Raw genomic sequence first — 17,693 nt, 5'->3', positions numbered from 1 at the left:
GTCCCGAGCACAACGGGGAAGGTCTGTGGCGTGATGCGCCACAGACCTTCCCCGTTGTCAGCCGTCAGCGCCCCGACCTGGGGTCAGCGGCGCAGCCAGACCGACGTCTCGCCGGGCAGCTCACCGTCGGTCAGCGGACCGCTCGCGAGCAGCACCTCGCCGGCCGGCAGCGGCACGGGCGCGTCGGAGAAGTTCGTGAGGCACTCCCAGCCGGTCGAGCGGCGCAGGTGCAGGGTCCTCGTCGGCTCGCCGTCCTGGAGCCACTGCAGGGACTCGTCGCCCTGCAGCTCGCGGCGCAGGCGCAGCGCGTCGCGGTAGAGCTCGAGCGTCGAGCCCTCGACGCCGTCCTGCGCCTGGACCGAGAGGTCGCCGAACCACTCCGGCTGCGGAAGGGTCGGCCGGTCGGACGCGCCGAAGCCGAACGACGGGCCGTCCTTCTCCCACGGCAGCGGGACGCGGCAGCCGTCGCGCCCCTTCTCGCGGTGCTCGGTGCGCTCCCAGATCGGGTCCTGGAGGTCCTCCGGAGCCAGGTCCGCGACCTCCGGGAGGCCCAGCTCCTCGCCCTGGTACAGGTAGGCCGAACCCGGGAGGGACAGCATGAACAGCGTCGCCGCCCGGGCACGGCGCAGGCCGCGCTCGCGGTCGGGCTCGGGGTCCGTGCCGCCGCTGAGCAGCCACGCGTTGAGATCGGTGCCGGCGGGCAGGGCGAACCGGGAGGCGTGCCGGACGACGTCGTGGTTGGACAGCACCCACGTCGCCGAGGCGCCCGCGACCTGGGCGGCCGAGAGGGACTCGTCGACGACGACGTGCCACTGCGGCGCGCCCCACGCCGCGCGCACGAGCTCGAAGTTGAACGCCTGGCCCAGCTCGTCCGGGCGGGCGTAGAGGACGCGGCGGCTGTTGGCCACCCAGGCCTCCGCGACGGCGCTGCGCGGCGGGTCGTACTCGTCCAGCACCTCGCGCCACTCGCGGAAGATCTCGTGGACCTCCTCGCGGTCGAAGTACGGGTGGCTGCCGTCCATGGGCAGCTCGGTCAGCGCGTCGGGGTGCCGGCCGCCGAGGTCGCGCAGCGGGTCCGACAGGTCCTTGGCCAGGGCGTGCGCGACGTCCACGCGGAAGCCGTCGACGCCACGGTCGGACCAGAAGCGCAGCGTGCGCAGGAAGTCGTCGCGGACCTCGCGGTTGTCCCAGTTGAAGTCCGGCTGCTCGCGCGTGAACAGGTGCAGGTACCACTGGCCGTCCGGGACGCGGGTCCACGCGGGGCCACCGAAGTGCGACATCCAGTCCGTCGGCGGCTCGGAGCCGTCCGGGCCCCTGCCGTCGCGGAACACGTACCGCTCGCGCGCCGGCGAGCCGGGCTCCGCGGCGAGGGCCTCGACGAACCAGGCGTGCCGGTCCGAGCTGTGGTTCGGGACGATGTCGACGATGACCCGGATGTCGCGCTGGTGGGCCTCGTGGATCATCTCGTCGACGTCCGCGAGCGTGCCCAGGCGGGGGTCGACGTCGCGGTAGTCGTCGACGTCGTAGCCGCCGTCGGCCAGGGCGGAAGGGTAGAAGGGGCTGAGCCACACCGCGTCGACGCCGAGGCCCTGGAGGTGGTCCAGGCGCGAGGTGACGCCCTTGATGTCACCCAGGCCGTCGCCGTCGGCGTCCGCGAACGTGCGCGGGTAGACCTGGTAGACGACGGCCTGGCGCCACCAGTCGGCGTCGGGGTGGGTCGGGGTGTCGACGTGCTTGTCCGTCACGGGGGTCCCTTCGGTGGTGGGCATCGGTCGTGGGATGGAGGCGCCGGTCAGTCCGGGGCGGGCTGCGGCGGGGGTGCCGTGCTGCCGCGCACGACGAGCTCGGTGGGGAGCAGGACGTGCGCGGCGGAGGGGATCGGTGCCTCCAGGGTCGGGGCGGCGCCGGCGCGGCGCGCGCCGATCGCCTCGAGCAGGGCACCGACGGCGGCGCGTCCCTTCGCGTCGACGTCCTGCCGTACGGTGGTCAGCGGCGGGTCGGTCCAGCCCGCGAGGGCGTTGTCGTCGAAGCCGACGACGGACACGTCCTGCGGGACGCGCAGCCCGAGCTCGCGTGCGGCGCGGACGGTGCCCTCCGCGATGGCGTCGGAGAAGCAGAGGATCGCGGTCGGGCGCGGCCCGGCGGCGGCGTCGTCGGCGGGGGTGGTCAGGCCGGTCAGCAGGGCGCGGGCCCCCGCGTCGGTCTCGACGTAGTTGTCCGGCTGGCGGGCGACGGTCGGCGCGGCCCCCGCCGCGGCGAGCGCGTCCAGCCAGCCCAGCAGGCGCTGGTGCGGTGCGTGCGCCGCCGTCGACGCGGTCGCCGCGAGCAGGTCGGCAGGGGACCTGGTCTCGACGCCTGCCACCTCGCCGAGGCCGACCGTCACGATGCCGATCCGGCGGTGCCCGAGGTCGAGCAGGTGCTGCGCGGCGGCGCGCGCCCCGGCGCGGTCGTCGACGTTCACGGCGGGCGCGTCGTCCGTCGGCGGCTGGTCGACGTGGACGAGCGGGACCCGCCGCCGCCGGAGCAGCTCGATCGCCGGGGACCCGGGCAGGCACGAGTAGACGATCGCCCCGTCGACGGCGACGTCCCATGCCGGCGTCGCATCCGAGGGGTCGGGCGTCGGCAGCAGCGTCAGGGCGAGGCCCGTGGGTGCCAGCTCGCGCGCGATCGCGCCCATGAAGCGGGTCGAGATCTCGTCCGAGAAGGTGTGCCGCAGCGACTGCGTGAGAAGCCCGACGGCCCCGACGGCCCCGCGCGCGAGCCCTCGGGCCGCGGGGTCGGGACCGACGTAGCCGAGGTCCGCGGCCGCGGCGAGGATGCGCGCCCGGAGCTCGGTGGAGAGCTGGTCCGGTCGCGAGAAGGCGTTGGAGACGGTCATGCGGCTGACACCGACGACGTCGGCGACGGTCTGCAGCGTCACCTTCCGCATGGCCCTCCCTCGTGGTGTGTCATGGCCCGCATCTGTCGTGGCCGGCCCTAGGCACCGACGGGCGCCTCCCGACGGTCGACGGCCTGCCACGGGTCCGCACGACTCCTGTACCGGTACAGTACCGAACCATCTTGACCGGTCAAGTGGAGGCTCAGCGGGTCGCCACGCTCAACGTGGAGGGTTCCCCGCGCCGCACGCGGGGAACCCTCCACGTTCCGTCCGGCGGGTGCCGGATCGCCCCGGTGAGGAGGCTCACCGCACCACCGCTTGAGTGCGGGGTGCGTCGTTGAGAGGCTCAGCAGGTGGCCCCCGTCGGGGTCCCGGACGAGGGGTGCCGTACCCGGTCAGCGCAAAGACGGCACCAGGGAGACCGTCATGTCATGGATCGTCCTGGTCGCGTCGGGAGTCCTCGAGGCCGTCTGGGCCACCGCGCTCGGCCGCTCGGAGGGCTTCAGCCGCCCGGGCCCGACCATCACGTTCGCCGTCGCGCTCGTCGCGAGCATGGCCGGCCTGGCGTACGCCATGCGCGAGCTGCCGACCGGCACGTCCTACGTCGTGTGGGTGGGCATCGGGGCCGTCCTGACGGTCGCCTGGGCGGCGTGGACCGGCGCAGAGCCGCTGTCCTTCGTCAGGCTCCTGCTCATCCTGGGCATCGTCGGCTGCGTCGTCGGGCTCAAGGTCATCTCCTGAGCGGGCCACCGGCGCCGCGCAGCCGGACCGGGCCGACCGCGGGCGACACCGGTCGCGACGAGGTCGCCGGTGGCGACAAGGCAGCCGGCGTCAGGGGCTGGGTCGGGCTCTCCGCGGATCCGCCGGCGTCACGCTCCACAGCAGCTCCTGCGTCACCGAGGCGCCTGCGGCGATCGGCACCAGCGGCGCCAGCACCTCGAGCTCGACGAGGTGCGCGGTGGGGTGCAGGCTCCCGGGGCCGTCGAGCGGCTCGGGCTGCGGGCACTGGAACCACAGCTCGGCGCGCGCGCCGCCGTCGGGGTACGTCGCGCCCCGCACGGGGCTGAAGAGGAGCTCGAGGGCGGCGCCGTCGGGCCTCAGGTACGCCAGGCGGCCGGACGCGTCGGTGAAGCCGAGCTTGCCCACGACGTCGGCGATCGGGAGACGCCAGGCGCCGGCGACCGGGCCCTGCGCCTCGACGCGACCGACCAGCTGGACGATCTCCAGCGGGGCTGTGGCGGGCTGGCCGGCGTGCGGACGGCCTGCCTCGACGTCCGCCTCGACGTCCACCTCGACCCGGGCCTCCTCCAGCGGCAGCCCGGCACCGGTCGCGGTGTCGACCTGGCACACCTCCCACGGCGCCCACCGGACGGTGGTCGCCGAGACGTTCGTGAAGGTGGTGCGCTGGCGCAGCAGCGTGCCCGCGGAGGCGAGCCAGAAGGCACGCTCCACCCGCAGACCGGTCCGCCTGTCCTCAGGGCTCGTGAGCGTGACGGCGACGGCGTCGCCGACCACGGAGACGCGCGTCGACCAGCGGCCGGCGTCGAGGACCGCGTCGGGCGGCCCCGGCCACTCGTCCGGGCCCGACCAGCCCTGCGGCGCCGGCCACGTCTTGGACCCGCCCAGGTTCGCCCAGCTCCCCATGCCGCCGTCGAGCGGCGCCCACGTGCTGCGCGGTCGCACGGGTCGCAGGTCTGCGTCGAGGTACTCGGGGTTGCGCCACAGCAGCTCGTCGGCGGCCGTGGCCCGCGCGCCGCGCTCCCGTGCCCGCAGCGACATGAGCCGGCCACCGACGCCCGGCAGCAGGACGATCGAGAGCTCGCCGTTGTCCAGGCGCAGGGTGGACAGGTCGCCGTCGTCGACCCAGTGGCATGCCACGGGGAGCCGCTCGACAGAAGGCAGACCGGGCAGCGCGACGACCACAGGACACCTCCGGAGAACGCTCTCTCGTCGCCAAGACCCTACTCCCCCACGCGGCTGCCGAGCGGCAGACCTGCACGTCGGAGCGTCGTGCACGATCTCCCGTCCGAGCCGCGCACCCGGTGCCAGACTGGTCGCAGGGACGCCGCCGTGCCGGACCGGCCGGGGCGCGGCGCCCCGGGCGGAGGGGCACCATGAACCACCGGAGGACCACGGTCGCCGCCGTGACCGCGACGCTCGCCGTCGTGCTCGCCGGCTGCGGGACCCTGGACGAGGATCCGGCCGCGACGCCGGCGCCGACGACGGAGCCGAGCCCGAGCGCCGAGCCCAGCGAGCCGACACCGACACCGACACCGACGACGGAGCCCGAGCCGACCGAGACGGCCACGGCCGAGCAGACCGTCACCGCCTACTACCTCGTCGACACGCGCACCGGCCTCCGGCTCGCCCGCGAGACGCGCGACGTGGCCGGGGACGACCCGCTCGTCGCCGCCGTCGAGGCGATGATCTCCGGGGCCGAGGACCCCGACTACAGCACCAGCTGGGCCCCCGGGACCGAGGTGCTCTCCGTGACCGAGGAGGCCGGGCTCTTCACCGTCGACCTCAGCGAGGAGGCGCGGACCGCGAACATCGGCTCCGAGGGCGCGGCGCTGATGATCCAGCAGCTCGTGTGGACGGTGACGGACACCGCCGACGACGACGGCGCAGGCGTGGCCCTGACCATCGAGGGCGAGCCGGCCGGCGAGCTGTGGGGTGCGGTGACGTGGGACGGCCCCGTGATGCGCGAGGAGGCGATCGACGTGCGCCTGCTCGTGCAGATCGACGAGCCCGCGGAGGGCGCGACCGTCACGTCGCCCGTCACGGTCACCGGTGAGGCCGCCGTGTTCGAGGCGAACCTGCCGTGGTCGGTGCTCGACGACTCCGGGGCCGAGGTCCAGACCGGCTTCACGATGACTGCCGAGGGCCAGACCTTCGCCCCGTACTCGTTCGACGTCGAGCTCGAGCCGGGCACCTGGACGATCGTCATCACCGAGGACGACCCGTCCGACGGCGCGGCCGGGGAACCCATGACCGACAGCCGGACGGTGACGGTCGAGTAGCGCCGCACGCCCCGACCTCTCCCGCGCCGCCGGTGCCGCCCGGTGCCGCCCGGCGGCGCGGGAGGATCGGGCCATGGAGCTGCGCGAGGTCGTCGTCCGCCGCCGGATGGTTCGGTCCTTCACCGAGGACCCGGTGCCACGCGAGGCGGTCGACCGCGTGCTCGAGCACGCCGTCCGGGCGCCGAGCGCGGGGTTCAGCCAGGGCTGGGCGTTCCTCGTGCTCGACGCGCCCGACGACGTCGCTCGGTTCTGGGCGGCGACCACCCCACCCTCTCGCGCCGCGGCGCCGGACCGCTGGCTGCTCGGCATGCGGCGCGCGCCCGTCGTCGTGGTCCCGCTCGCCCGGGAGTCCGCGTACCGGGAGCGCTACGCCGAGCCGGACAAGGCCCGCGGCGGCGAGCCGCAGGAACCTCGCGAGCGCTGGGCCGTGCCGTACTGGTACGTCGATGCGGGCATGGCGTCACTGCTCATGCTGCTCACCGCCGTCGACGAGGGCCTCGGGGCGTGCTTCTTCGGTGTCCCGGCGTCGCGGGTGGCGGCCCTGCGGGCGGAGTTCGGCGTGCCGGACGACCACGAGCCGGTGGGCGCGATCGCGATCGGGCACCCGGCGGCCGACCAGGCCGTGCGCGGCTCGGGCGGGCGGCGCCGTCGGCGGCCGGTGGAGGAGGTCGTGCACCGCGGCGGGTGGTGACCCTGCCTCGCGACGGCCGGGGACCCTCCTCAGCGGCGGAGGGGTCGGCTCCGGGTCAGGGCGGCCCGCTCGGGCTCGGTCAGCGCGTCCCAGTCGGCGGGGGTGTCGAGGTCGTGCGCGGTGCCCCGCCGCTCGACGACGAGGACGTCGAGGTCGAGACGCCTCGCCTCGGCCTCGTGGAGGTGTCGCGAGCCCGGTCCGAAGCACGACGCGAACCCGTCCGCCCGCCGCTCGTCCAGCACGAGGGCATTGGTGCCCGTGCCGGCGACGTCCGGCGCGATCACGACGGCGGCGACGGGCACCGCGAGCGCCGCGACGTCCGCGGCCGCCAGCAGGGGCAGGTCGGCGTGCACCACGAGCGTGCGGTCCGCGCCACGGGCCCTCGCGCGGGCGCGTCCCAGCGCCACGGCGGGGTTGAGCCCGCGGACCTCGGAGGGCTGAGGAAGCACCTCGACGTCCCGGTCACCGACGACGGCGGACGCGTGCTCCGGATCCGTGGTCACGACGACGACGCCGGCGACCTCGGGAGCGCTCGTGAGGGCGTCGAGGACGCGGCGGGCGAGAGCGATCACGAGCTCCTCCCGCGCGTCCGCGTCGAGATCCGCCTCCAGGCGCGTCTTGCCGCCCGGGCCCCGGAGCGGGACGACGGCGACGGTCGTCGGGAGCGTCACAGCGCGCCGGTGGTGCGACGTGACCCGGCGGGTGCGCGGTCGTCCAGCCGCGCGAGGACGGCGGAGCCGCTCACGACCGCAGCTCCTGAACGGCGGCGAGCACCTCGCGCGCGAGCCGCGCCCGGTCGGGACGATCACGCATGACGGCGTCCGTCACGACGACGCGCATCCCGAGGTCCTCGATGTCCGCGCGCTGGGCGGCGTCCGCGTGGTCGACGACGAGGACGTCGACCAGGCCGGCGTACATCCGCGCCACCCCGCGTGCGCTCGGTTCGTGGCCCAGCGCCGTGAGCACCTCTGCGGCCGGCCCCTTGAGAGCCCGACCGCCGATGATCGGGCTGACGGCGACGCACGGCGCCGAGCGGCTCTCGAGTGCCTGGCGTACACCGGGGACCGACAGGAGCGGCGCGATGCTGAGCACCGGGTTGGACGGCGCCACGACGAGCACGTCCGCGTCGCGCAGCGCATCGAGCACCCCGGGCGCGGGCCGGGCGACCTCGGCCCCCTCGAACCGGACGCCACGGACCGGGTCGGCGTGCCGGCGGCGGACGAAGTAGTCCTGAAAGTCCAGCGTCCCGTCCGGGGTGTCGACGACCGTCGCGAGCCGGTCGTCCGTGACGGGCAGCAGCCGGGCCGGCACGCCGAGTGCCGCAGCGAGGCGCGCCGTCGTCGTCGAGAGCGGTTCGCCGGTGCGGCGCGCTGCTGTCCGGGCGACGTGCGTGGCGAGGTCGCGGTCGCCGAGGAGGAACCACGTGTCGACGCCCAGCGCGCCCATCGCCTCGTGGACCGTGAAGGTCTCACCCTCCAGACCCCAGCCCTGGGTCCGGTTCTCGAGGCCGGCGAGCGTGTACATGACGGTGTCGAGGTCGGGGCTGATCCACAGCCCGTGGATCTCTGCGTCGTCGCCGGTGTTGACGACGGCGGTGAGGTCGGGCGGCACCCCGGGGTCATCGCCCACGGTGGTGCGGTGTGCGCGGGCGAGCCCGTCGGCGAGCCGGGCGCCCCCGACGCCACCTGCCATGAGGGTCACCCGTGATGTCACGCGCCCAGCGTATCGCCGGGCACCCTGCGTTCGGTATCTTGGATACAAAGCGTGGCCTACTGGCCGTTCCGCCGAACAAGGGCCCACGCCGTCACGAGGAGAGGCCATGCGCATCGTCGTCGCGTACATCCCCACGCCGCAGGGCGAGGCAGCCCTCGATCGGGCCCTGGAGGAGGCGCGCGCCCACGGCGGCGAGCTCGTCGTCCTCAACGCAGCCCGCGGCGAGGCGCCGCTCGAGTCGAACCGGCTCTACGACGACGGCGCCGTGGAGCTCGACGCGCGTCTGGCGGAGGCGGGCGTGCCCTACACGCTCCGGCGCGAGCTGCGACCCGGCGACCCGGGACAGAACGTCCTCGACGCGGCGCGCGAGCTCGACGCCGACATGATCGTCATCGGGCTCCGCCGGCGCTCCCCCACCGGGAAGCTGCTGTTCGGCTCGAACGCCCAGCGCATCCTGCTGGAGGCGCACTGCCCCGTGCTGGCCGTCAAGGCGACCGAGAGCTGACGATCCCCGCGCTTCGGGGCCAGGGGGGCGGCACCAGAGCGCTGCATCGGTGTGCCCGGCCGCACGCAACATCCGGCGTCAGCGCGACCGTGGACCGGCCGCTTCCCGGCGAGTCGCGCGCTGGGTCGCCGCGCGCCTACGGTGGTCCGGATCGATCAGGACACCGGACGACGCACTTCCTGATCCGCTCGTTTGGATATAGTATTTGAGAACCGCGTGCCGAGCTGTGGCCTGCGGAGCCGGCTCCGGCGTTGGAGCGGTAGAGCACCCGGTGCGAGCTGTGCGCCAGGGAACATCGTGTCCCTCTTCCTGCCTGCCATGGAGTCTCCATGCCCACAGCCCGCTCCACCGCCCTGAACGTCCCCCGCCGTCGGAGGCGTGTCGCGCCAGCAGCCCTCGCGGGCGCGACCCTGCTCCTCGCCGCGTGCGGGGGCACGGCGGCGTCGCCAGGGTCGGAGGCTCCTGCCCCCGCCGCCGAGACCTCGGCGGCAGCGACCGCCACCGACGACGACGCCGCCTTCACCCCCGTCGAGCTCGACAACTGCGGCTTCGCGACCACCGTCGAGAGCCCCCCGGAGCGCGTGGTGACGATCAAGTCGAGCACCTTCGAGCTCATGCTCGCCCTCGGCCTGGCGGACCGTGTCGTCGGCACCGCGTTCCTCGACGGGGAGGTCCCGGAGCGGTACGCGGACGCCGCCGCGGACGTGCCGGTGATCGCCGACGCAGCCCCGGGACGCGAGGCCGTCCTCGCCCTCGAGCCCGACCTGGTCTTCGCAGGGTGGGAGAGCAACTTCTCCGCTGACGGTGCGGGCGAGCGGTCCGAGCTCGAGGACGTCGGGGTCACCACGTACGTCGCCCCGGCCGCGTGCAAGGCCCCGGGCTACATGCCGGACCCGCTCACGTTCGACAGCGTCTTCGCCGACATCATCGAGGCCGGCGAGATCCTCGGCGTGCCGAAGGCGGCGGCCGACCTGGTCGCCGAGCAGGAGGCGGCGCTGGCGGCCATCGAGCCGGACGACCGGGGCCTGCGCGCCCTGTGGTACTCCTCCGGGACCGACGTGCCCTACGTCGGCGCGGGCATCGGCGCCCCGCAGATGATCATGTCGGCTGCCGGCCTGGAGAACGTCGCGAGCGACGTGGAGGACACGTGGACGTCCTTCGGGTGGGAGCAGGTCGCCGACGCCGACCCGGAGGTCATCGTGCTCGTCGACGCCGCCTGGAACACCGCCGAGCAGAAGATCGCCCTGCTCGAGGCCAACCCGACCGCCTCCCGCCTGGCCGCCGTGCGCGAGAGCCGGTACGTCGTCGTCCCGTTCGCGTCGACCGAGGCCGGGGTGCGGAACGTGGACGCGGTGGCCCAGCTCGTCAGGGACCTCGCGGAGATCGAGGTCGCACCGTGAGCGACACCCTGGAGCGGGCTGCCGCGGCCGGCCGCGCCGGGACGGAGCGTCACGCCGGCACGCGGGTGGGCACCCGGGTCGTGCCGACGCCGGGGCGGACGATCCCGGCACCGGCAGCGCCGCCGGCGCGGCCCCGCGTCCCCGGCGGCGTCCTCGTGCTGCTCGCCTCGGGAGCCCTGGTGGCGTCCGTGGTCCTCGCCGTGACGGTGGGGCCGGCGCAGATCGGGCCCGTGGAGGTGTGGCGGTCGATCGGGGCGCACCTGGGCGTCGGCACCGCGCCGCTGACGGAGATCCGCGACTCGATCGTGTGGGACCTGCGGCTGCCGCGCGTCCTCACCGCGGCCGCCGTCGGCGCGGGTCTGGCGATCGCCGGCGCGGTCATGCAGAGCCTCACGCGGAACCCCCTGGCGGACCCGTACCTGCTCGGCCTGTCCTCGGGAGCATCGCTGGGCGCCGTCGGCGTCATCGTGCTGGGTCTGACGATCGCCCTGCCGCTCGCGGCGTTCGCCGGGGCGCTCGTGGCGCTCGCGCTGGCCCTGGCGCTCGCGGGGTCGATGGGGGCGATCACGCCCACGCGCACGGTGCTGGCCGGCCTCGCGGTCTCGCAGGCGGCTGCGGCTGCGACCTCCTTCGCCATCTTCTGGTCGGCCGACGGCGACTCCTACCGCGAGATCCTCAGCTGGCTCATGGGCTCGCTCGGCGCGGCGACGTGGGACAGCGTGGGGATCGCGGTGCCCGCGGTGCTCGTCGTCGGGGGTCTGCTGGTGCTCGCCGCGACCACGCTCGACGCCTTCGCCTTCGGCGACACGACCGCCGCCTCGCTCGGGATCGACGTGCGGCGCGTGCGCTGGCTCCTGCTCACCGGCGTGGCGCTGCTGACCGGCGCGCTCGTGGCCGTGAGCGGGGCGATCGGGTTCATCGGCCTCGTGCTGCCGCACGCGACACGCATGATCGTCGGGGCACGGCACCGCCTCCTGCTGCCTCTCACCGGCCTCATCGGTGCCTCGTTCCTCGTCTGGGCCGACACCGCGGCCCGCACGGTCTTCGAGCCGCGCGAGCTCCCGGTCGGCATCCTGACCGCGCTCGTCGGCGCGCCGGTCTTCGCCTGGATCCTGTGGCGGCGGCGGAGCGCGTCGTGAGCCTCGCGGTGCGGGACGTCCGCTGGCGCGTCGGTGACCGGGCGGTGCTCGACGGCGTCTCGCTCGAGGCGGGTGAGGGACGCCTCGTGGGGCTGCTCGGGCCGAACGGGTCCGGGAAGTCCACCCTGCTGCGATTCGTCGCGGGGGTGGGCTCTGTGCTCGGCTCGGGCGGCCCGACGGGCGAGGTCACCTGGCGCGGCGACGACCTGCACGCGCTACGCCCGCGCGACCGCGCCCGCCGGGTCGCCTTCGTCGAGCAGGACGCGCACACCGAGCTGGAGCTCACGGTCCGCGACGTCGTCGCTCTGGGGCGCATCCCGCACCGGTCACGCCTCGGGCTGACCGCGTCCCGCACCGTCGACGACGAGCTCGCCGTGCAGTCCGCGCTCCACGCCGTCGGCCTCGCCGAGATGCAGGATCGCAGCCTCACGACCCTCTCCGGCGGCGAGCGCCAGCGGGCGCACCTGGGCCGTGGCCTGGCGCAGGAGCCCGAGCTGCTCCTTCTCGACGAGCCGACCAACCACCTGGACATCCAGGCACAGCTCGCCGTCCTGGGGCTCGTCCGCCGGGCCGCCGAAGGCGGCCTCACGGCGGTCGTCGCGATCCACGACCTCAATCTCGCCGCGACCTACTGCGACAGCGTCGTGCTGCTGTCCCACGGGAAGGTCGCGGCGGCGGGTGCGGTCGGCGAGGTGCTCGTGCCCGAGGTCGTGGACCGGGTCTACGGCGTGCGCAGCTCCGTGCTCGAGGGCGAGGACGGCGCACCTGTGCTGTCCTTCCGGATGCCCTAGCCTCCTGCGGCGGCTCGCAGCGTGCGCGCCCGGGCCACGCGCCGGGCTGCGGGCGCAGCCGTCGCCCCGAGCACGGCCATCACGAGGAAGCCCTGCGCGACGGGGAGCACGAGGGTCAAGCCGCCGAGCACGAGGGGCGCGGCGAACTTGCCGAGGTTCCGCGTCGTCGCCGCGAGCCCGACGTACGCGCCGCGCGCGGCAGCGGGGGCGAGCTCGGTCACGAGGACGTTGTGGGACACGCCGTCGACGCCGTCCTGGAGACCGTGCAGCAGCAGGCCGGCCACGACGAGCGGTGCGAGGGCGAGCACGCCGCCGGTCCCGATGGCCAGCAGCACCACGGTCATCGCGACGAGCCCCGCCGCGACGAGCCCCGACGTCGACCAGCGCCGGGCGAGCACCTCGGCCTGCCACGCGGCCAACGCACCGAGGGCGGCGGACACGCCCAGCCACAGGCCGATGACGGCCGACGACATGCCGAGGCGGTCCGCCGCGAGCACCGGGAGGTAGGTCAGGATCGCGAACTTGCCCAGGAACCGGACGATCCCGAGGACCTGGACCGCGCCGACCGCAGGCTCCGCGAGCACCGCCCGCAGCCCGGCGCCGGCACGACGTCGACCCTGCTCGAGGGCGTCGGGTACCACGCGCCACGCCCAGGCGGCCACCGGCACCGCGAGCGCCTGCAGGACGAACGGCGCCGACCAGGAGACGGCCACCAGCAGGCCCGCGACGGGCGGGAGCGCCGCCTCGGCGACCGCCATCGACATCGTGCGCCGCCCCTGGGCCCGCGCCGCGGTGGGTCCGTTCCGAGCCACGGCACCGATGATGACCACGGACAGCGCGAGCACGGCGCCGAACGCCGCTCCCTGCGCCGCACGGAGGGCCAGCAGCGGACCGAGCGCGGGCGACGTGATCACCACGGCCAGGCCGCACAGCCCGAACACCGCGAGGGCGCCGGCGAACACCGGCCGGGTCCCCACACGGTCGGCGAGCACGCCGGAGAGGAAGGCCGAGGCGACGCTCGGCAGCAGGTACAGGCTCGTCAGCAGGGACACCTGGGCCGCAGAGAGGCCGTAGTGCGCCTGCAGCGCCGGCAGGGCGGGGGCGATGCCCTGGACGCCGCTGACCGCGATCGCCGTCCCGACGCACGCGACGAGGACGACGCGGCGCCGGACGCCGTCGGGCGCCCGCGTCCCCGGAGTCCCCGAGAGACCCGGCCGGGCCACGCTCAGCCGATCCCGAGCCGCTCCCGGACCTGGGCCACGTGCCCGGCGGCGTCGACGCCGTACATCGCCTCGAGCACCGTGCCGTCCTCGTCGACGACGACGGTCGAGCGGATGAGCCCCTCGGTCACGACGCCGTCCTTGACCTTCTCGCCGAACGCCCCCCACTCGCGCGCGGTGACGGCACCCGGGTCCGATGCCAGCGTGAACGTGAGGCCCTGCTCCTGGGCGAACTGCTCCAGCGCCTCCATGCCGTCCGGCGACACGCCTACGACGTCGTAGCCGTGGCCCTCCAACGACGCCAGGGACTCCTGGAAGTCGCACGCCTCGGTCGTGCAGCCGCCCGTCATGGCCTTCGGGTAGAAGTACACGATCGCCCGCCGGCCGGGGGTCAGCGTCGCGCGACCACCGCCGAGCGCAGGCAGATCAAGGGCGGGGGCGGGCGATCCGGGTGAAAGGGCGGGCATGAGGTCTCCTGGACGTGGGGAGGGTGGGACCGGACGAGGCACGAGGCGGCGGGCTCACCGTCCCGATCGAGCTGGGGTGGGACCGGCGGTCAGAACAGGTAGCCGTCGAGCGCGGGCATGTTGAGCACGAGGACGACCAGGGCGTACACCGCGGCCGAGCTGAGGAGGCCGCTGACCACGGCGATCCACGCGCGCTCCCGGGCGATGAGCATGAACCCGGTGATGAGCACCCCGGTGCTGATGACGAACCCGACCAGGAGCGCGACGAAGTAGTACAGGACGCTGAAGACGACGATCGTGAGGAGGCGTCGACCCCGCCGCCCGTCCAGCGCCAGGAGCGCGTCGAAGCCCGAGGTCGCCTCCTCCACCTCGTGGACGAGGCGCTCCGCGGCGGCCAACGGGTCGCCACCGGCGGGCACCTCGACGGCACTGGGGGGGGTCGGTGCGAGGACCGGCTGGGGTGCCGGGGCCGCCCTCACCTGGACCACGAGCTGGACGAGCAGCACCGCAGCCATGATCAGCGCGGCGATGAGCGGCACCCGGCCGGCGTTCGCCGGGTACGAGGCCATCTGCACGGCGTACCAGGCGGTCCCCGCTAGCAGGACCACCGTCAGACCGATCTGGAAGCGCTTCTCGCTCATCGCGTCACCTCCCGGCTCACGCTGGGCCTGTCGGTCCCGGCGCCACCGGAGGTCGACCCGCTGCGGCGGCGGCGGACGGCGTCCTTGACCTTCGGCCAGACGGCCACGAGGACGACGAGGACGATGAGGACGATCGGGATCGGGCGCAGCAGGAACGACGGCCCGAAGACCTGCAGCGAGAGACCGAGGTTCTGGTCGATGAGCGGCCCGAGGACGAACCCGAGGGTCACACCGGCCGCGGAGTAGCCGGTCGCCTTGAAGATATAGCCGACGACGCCGAAGATCAGTGCGACGACGATGCCCAGGGGCATCCGGGAGTCGATGAAGCTGCCCAGGAGGGCGATCGCGATGAGGGCCGGCGCCAGCAGCTGGGGACGCACGAACGCGAGCTTCGCGAGGGTAGGGGCGAGCGCGAGGCCCATGACGCTGCAGAGGATGTTGCTCAGGGCCATGACCCAGGCGATGAGGAACACGATGTCCAGGTGGTTGTTGATCATGTCAGGGCCCGGTACGAATCCCAGGATCAGCAGGATCACGATCACGAGGGCCATGCCGGAGGACCCCGGGATGCCGAAGGACAGCGTCGGGACGAACGAGCCTCCCTCCTTCGCGTTGTTGGCCGCCTCGGGGGCCAGGACGCCGACGGGGTTGCCCTTGCCGAAGGACTCCGGGTCCTTCGAGGACCGCTTCGCCAGGGCGTAGGCGCCGAACATGCCGAGGGTCCCCCCGACGCCGGGGACGACCCCGGAGACCGCGCCGATCGAGCCGCTCTGCAGCACGGTCCGCCAGTTGCGCACCCCGTCCATGACGCCGTCGACGACCCGGGAACCCCTCTCCTTCGACCGGGAGGCGGGTGCGTTCCCCGCGATGGCGACGCCTCGGGTGTAGATCGCGTACATCTCGGAGACCGCGAACAGGCCCATGGTGATCGCGGTGATGCTCAGGCCGTCCATGAGTTCGAGGTTGCCGAACGTCATCCGGCTGATGCCGGTGATCGGGTCCAGGCCGATGAACGAGAGCATGAGGCCCAGCACGCCGGATATGACGCCCTTGAGCCGCGTGTCCGCGTCGCTGATCCCGATGACGAGGATGCCGAGGATCCCGAGCATGAAGACCTCGGGCGACCGGATGTAGGTCATGAGCTGCAGGGCGATGGGGATGGCGAGGATGAGGACGACGACGCCGAACAGCCCGCCGAAGGCGCTCGCGGCCGCCGAGACGCCGAGCGCCCGGCCGGCGCGACCCTGGCGGGCCATGGGGTAGCCGTCGAAGGTCGTCACGACCTGCTCCCCGGTACCGGGGACGCCGAACAGGATCGCGGTGATCGAACCACCGAAGGACACGGCACCGTACGCGCCGAGGATGAACGCGAGGCCCTGGGCCGGGTCCATGCCGATGATCAGTGGCGTGAGGAGGGCCAGGGTGGCCAGACCCCCCAGGCCGGGCAGGAAGCCGATGACCAGACCGATGGCCATGCCCACGGTGAGGTACAGCAGCGACACCGGCTGCAGCAGCAGCAGCAACCCGTCGAGAACCGACTGACCCATCGAGCGACTCCAGGTGGATGAGGAGCGGCGTCATCCGCAGCCGGGGTTGGCCCGAAGGAGCAGCGACGCCGTCGTCGTGCCGAGGTGGTGACAGGCGTCACATCCTCCGGCGCCCTGAGTATACTAAATACACTTTGCTGGTCAACGGCTCGCGGGGCTTGCGGTCCGATCCTCCGGCCTCAGTCCTGAAGACTCACGGCGATGACCTTGTGCTGGCAGTAGGAGAGGATCTCCTCGAGGCTGCTCTCCTTGCCGAGCCCGCTCTGCTTGTACCCACCGAACGGCGTGCCGGGTACACGGCGGCCGGACCCGTTGATCCACACATACCCCGCCTGGATGCGATGAGCGGTTCTGTGGGCGTTCACGAGGTCCCCGGTCCAGATGTTGGCCGTGAGACCGAAGGAGGTGTCGTTCGCCTGGGCGACCACGGCCTCCTCGTCGTCCCATGTGATGAGTGACAGGACGGGCCCGAAGATCTCCTCCCGTGCGATCGTCATGCCCGGGTCCACGTCGCCGAAGACCGTGGGCGGGACGAAGAAGCCCGGACGGGCCACCCGCTCGCCGCCGGCGAGGAGCGTCGCCCCTTCCCGGCGGCCCACGTCGACGTAACCCATGACCCTCTCGTAGTGCTCCCGGTAGGTGAGGGGGCCAAGGTCCGTCCCCGGCTCGAGAGGGTCACCGACGGTGAACCGCTCAACGAGGGCCACGACCTCCGCCGTGAACGCGGCGCTGATGTCCCTGTGTACGAACACCCGTGAGTTGGACTGGCACGACTGACCCTGCGAGCGCGCGAAGTTCATGCCCTTGACCGCCGCCGCAGCCGCCCGCCTCGGGTCGGCGTCCGGGAAGACGATCATCGGGTTCTTCCCGCCGAGCTCCAGCGTCACGTGCTTGATGGTCTCGGCACCGGCGCGCAGGACGGCCCGCCCGGCCGGCACGCCCCCGGTGAAGGCGACCCGCGGGACTGCCGGGTGGGCGGCGATCGCCGCACCGGCTCCAGGGCCGCGCCCCGTCACCACGTTGAACACGCCCGGCGGCAGGATGCCCTCGGCGAGCTGGCCGAGGCGGATCGCCGACAGCGAGGTGTGCTCCGACGGCTTGACGACGACGGTGTTCCCCGCCACGAGAGCCGCGGCCGTCTTCCCTGCTGCGAACTTCAGAGGGTGGTTGAACGCCACGATCCGACCGACCACGCCGTACGGCTCACGGAGCTCGTACGAGAACCGGTCCGCTCCGTCCAGCACCGATGAGCCCTTGATCTCGGAGACGAGACCGGCGAAGAGCCGCAGCTCGCGGACACCACCTCGCACGTCGTCGCGCATGGCGGTCAACGGGTTGCCCGAGTCGACGGAGTCGATCATCGCCAGCTCGTCCTCGTGTCGCTCGAGCACGTCGGCGAGCCGCCGGACACGATCACCACGCTGGGACGGCGACATCGCCCGCCACGCGGCGAGCGCGTCGTGGGCGGCGTGGACCGCGTCGTCGACATCGGCGTCCGTCGCGTCGGGGATCCGCGCGATCTCCTTCTCGGTCGAAGGGTCGACGCTCGGGAGCACCGCCCCACTGCTGCTCGACCGCCACTCTCCTCCGATGAGCATGCGGGCGTCGGCAAGCCTGCCGATCACCTCGGACGGCACCAGCATCACTCCACCATCCCTTCTCCCTGTCGCCTTCGTCGCCT

At 73.7% G+C, this 17,693-nt stretch carries 17 protein-coding genes and 1 riboswitch; of the genes, 7 read left to right on the top strand and 10 right to left on the bottom strand.

Annotated features, from left to right (window positions below; all coding sequences use genetic code 11):
* Positions 1-83: 83 nt before the first annotated feature.
* Complete coding sequence (locus tag LG379_RS05005; protein ID WP_225753497.1) at positions 84-1,769, bottom strand: glycoside hydrolase family 13 protein; 1,686 nt, start codon at positions 1,767-1,769, stop codon at positions 84-86.
* A 23-nt stretch (positions 1,770-1,792) separates the two neighbouring features.
* The gene (locus LG379_RS05000) at positions 1,793-2,929 is read right to left on the bottom strand and encodes a LacI family DNA-binding transcriptional regulator (RefSeq protein ID WP_225753496.1); all 1,137 of its coding nucleotides are present in this window, start codon (positions 2,927-2,929) and stop codon (positions 1,793-1,795) included.
* A 302-nt stretch (positions 2,930-3,231) separates the two neighbouring features.
* A riboswitch (guanidine-III (ykkC-III) riboswitch) is annotated at positions 3,232-3,294 on the top strand.
* Between the two features lie 10 nt (positions 3,295-3,304).
* Here LG379_RS05000 and LG379_RS04995 point away from each other — a divergent pair.
* Positions 3,305-3,619, top strand: coding sequence for a multidrug efflux SMR transporter (locus tag LG379_RS04995; RefSeq protein ID WP_225753495.1), 315 nt, complete (start codon positions 3,305-3,307; stop codon positions 3,617-3,619).
* Positions 3,620-3,709: 90 nt separating this feature from the next.
* On the opposite strand, the gene LG379_RS04990 is transcribed toward LG379_RS04995, so the two are convergent.
* On the bottom strand, positions 3,710-4,756 hold the full coding sequence (locus LG379_RS04990; RefSeq protein ID WP_225753494.1) for a DUF4380 domain-containing protein: 1,047 nt from the start codon (positions 4,754-4,756) through the stop codon (positions 3,710-3,712).
* A 236-nt stretch (positions 4,757-4,992) separates the two neighbouring features.
* Between LG379_RS04990 and LG379_RS04985 the strand changes: the two genes are divergently transcribed.
* Positions 4,993-5,898 (top strand): Gmad2 immunoglobulin-like domain-containing protein, encoded by a 906-nt coding sequence (locus LG379_RS04985; RefSeq protein WP_225753493.1) that lies wholly within the window; start codon positions 4,993-4,995, stop codon positions 5,896-5,898.
* A 73-nt stretch (positions 5,899-5,971) separates the two neighbouring features.
* Positions 5,972-6,589 carry a nitroreductase family protein gene (locus tag LG379_RS04980; protein ID WP_225753492.1) on the top strand — a complete coding sequence of 206 codons (618 nt, stop codon included), beginning with the start codon at positions 5,972-5,974 and terminating at the stop codon, positions 6,587-6,589.
* 29 nt (positions 6,590-6,618) lie between these two features.
* Here the strand turns inward: LG379_RS04980 and cofC are convergent, their stop codons facing one another.
* Complete coding sequence (cofC, locus tag LG379_RS04975) at positions 6,619-7,260, bottom strand: 2-phospho-L-lactate guanylyltransferase (protein ID WP_225753491.1); 642 nt, start codon at positions 7,258-7,260, stop codon at positions 6,619-6,621.
* A gap of 70 nt (positions 7,261-7,330) precedes the next feature.
* Entirely contained in the window at positions 7,331-8,302 is a 972-nt protein-coding gene (gene cofD / locus LG379_RS04970) for a 2-phospho-L-lactate transferase (protein WP_225753490.1), read from the bottom strand.
* Between the two features lie 106 nt (positions 8,303-8,408).
* Here cofD and LG379_RS04965 point away from each other — a divergent pair, with 106 nt between their 5' ends.
* The 4 genes from LG379_RS04965 to LG379_RS04950 all read left to right on the top strand — a co-directional run bounded on the left by LG379_RS04965 (position 8,409) and on the right by LG379_RS04950 (position 12,137).
* Positions 8,409-8,807: a universal stress protein gene (locus LG379_RS04965; RefSeq protein ID WP_225753489.1), complete on the top strand. Its 399-nt coding sequence runs from the start codon at positions 8,409-8,411 to the stop codon at positions 8,805-8,807.
* A 329-nt stretch (positions 8,808-9,136) separates the two neighbouring features.
* Positions 9,137-10,207, top strand: coding sequence for a putative F420-0 ABC transporter substrate-binding protein (locus LG379_RS04960; protein ID WP_225753488.1), 1,071 nt, complete (start codon positions 9,137-9,139; stop codon positions 10,205-10,207).
* Positions 10,208-10,308: 101 nt separating this feature from the next.
* On the top strand, positions 10,309-11,346 hold the full coding sequence (locus LG379_RS04955; protein WP_370634455.1) for a putative F420-0 ABC transporter permease subunit: 1,038 nt from the start codon (positions 10,309-10,311) through the stop codon (positions 11,344-11,346).
* A complete protein-coding gene (locus LG379_RS04950) occupies positions 11,343-12,137 on the top strand; it encodes an ABC transporter ATP-binding protein (RefSeq protein ID WP_225753487.1) in 795 nt (264 codons plus the stop codon). Before LG379_RS04955 ends, LG379_RS04950 begins: the two co-directional genes overlap by 4 nt.
* On the opposite strand, the gene LG379_RS04945 is transcribed toward LG379_RS04950, so the two are convergent.
* The 5 genes from LG379_RS04945 to LG379_RS04925 all read right to left on the bottom strand — a co-directional run bounded on the left by LG379_RS04945 (position 12,134) and on the right by LG379_RS04925 (position 17,655).
* On the bottom strand, positions 12,134-13,360 hold the full coding sequence (locus LG379_RS04945; protein ID WP_225753486.1) for an MFS transporter: 1,227 nt from the start codon (positions 13,358-13,360) through the stop codon (positions 12,134-12,136). The genes LG379_RS04950 and LG379_RS04945 overlap by 4 nt on opposite strands.
* A gap of 2 nt (positions 13,361-13,362) precedes the next feature.
* Positions 13,363-13,824, bottom strand: coding sequence for a peroxiredoxin (locus tag LG379_RS04940; RefSeq protein ID WP_225753485.1), 462 nt, complete (start codon positions 13,822-13,824; stop codon positions 13,363-13,365).
* A gap of 89 nt (positions 13,825-13,913) precedes the next feature.
* On the bottom strand, positions 13,914-14,465 hold the full coding sequence (locus LG379_RS04935; protein WP_225753484.1) for a hypothetical protein: 552 nt from the start codon (positions 14,463-14,465) through the stop codon (positions 13,914-13,916).
* Complete coding sequence (locus LG379_RS04930) at positions 14,462-16,012, bottom strand: tripartite tricarboxylate transporter permease (RefSeq protein WP_225753483.1); 1,551 nt, start codon at positions 16,010-16,012, stop codon at positions 14,462-14,464. The genes LG379_RS04935 and LG379_RS04930 overlap by 4 nt, the downstream gene beginning before the upstream one ends.
* Before the next feature lie 179 nt (positions 16,013-16,191).
* Positions 16,192-17,655, bottom strand: a complete 1,464-nt coding sequence (locus LG379_RS04925) for an aldehyde dehydrogenase family protein (RefSeq protein ID WP_225753482.1) — start codon at positions 17,653-17,655, stop codon at positions 16,192-16,194.
* Positions 17,656-17,693: the final 38 nt, after the last annotated feature.

It is taken from the genome of Actinotalea sp. Marseille-Q4924 (genome assembly GCF_916618755.1).
In the GTDB taxonomy this organism is placed as follows: domain Bacteria; phylum Actinomycetota; class Actinomycetes; order Actinomycetales; family Cellulomonadaceae; genus Actinotalea.
Note: the sequence above shows the minus strand (reverse complement) of the source record. Positions and strands in the feature narration are given on the sequence as shown.

Bases quoted from the DNA above. Each gene is read 5' to 3' on its own strand.
- LG379_RS04995 (WP_225753495.1), top strand. From the start codon at position 3,305: ATGTCATGGATCGTCCTGGTCGCGTCGGGAGTCCTCGAGGCCGTCTGG.
- LG379_RS05000 (WP_225753496.1), bottom strand. From the start codon at position 2,929: ATGCGGAAGGTGACGCTGCAGACCGTCGCCGACGTCGTCGGTGTCAGC.
- LG379_RS04930 (WP_225753483.1), bottom strand. From the start codon at position 16,012: ATGGGTCAGTCGGTTCTCGACGGGTTGCTGCTGCTGCTGCAGCCGGTG.
- LG379_RS04985 (WP_225753493.1), top strand. From the start codon at position 4,993: ATGAACCACCGGAGGACCACGGTCGCCGCCGTGACCGCGACGCTCGCC.
- LG379_RS05005 (WP_225753497.1), bottom strand. From the start codon at position 1,769: ATGCCCACCACCGAAGGGACCCCCGTGACGGACAAGCACGTCGACACC.
- LG379_RS04980 (WP_225753492.1), top strand. From the start codon at position 5,972: ATGGAGCTGCGCGAGGTCGTCGTCCGCCGCCGGATGGTTCGGTCCTTC.
- LG379_RS04925 (WP_225753482.1), bottom strand. From the start codon at position 17,655: ATGCTGGTGCCGTCCGAGGTGATCGGCAGGCTTGCCGACGCCCGCATG.
- LG379_RS04935 (WP_225753484.1), bottom strand. From the start codon at position 14,465: ATGAGCGAGAAGCGCTTCCAGATCGGTCTGACGGTGGTCCTGCTAGCG.
- LG379_RS04965 (WP_225753489.1), top strand. From the start codon at position 8,409: ATGCGCATCGTCGTCGCGTACATCCCCACGCCGCAGGGCGAGGCAGCC.
- LG379_RS04940 (WP_225753485.1), bottom strand. From the start codon at position 13,824: ATGCCCGCCCTTTCACCCGGATCGCCCGCCCCCGCCCTTGATCTGCCT.
- LG379_RS04960 (WP_225753488.1), top strand. From the start codon at position 9,137: ATGCCCACAGCCCGCTCCACCGCCCTGAACGTCCCCCGCCGTCGGAGG.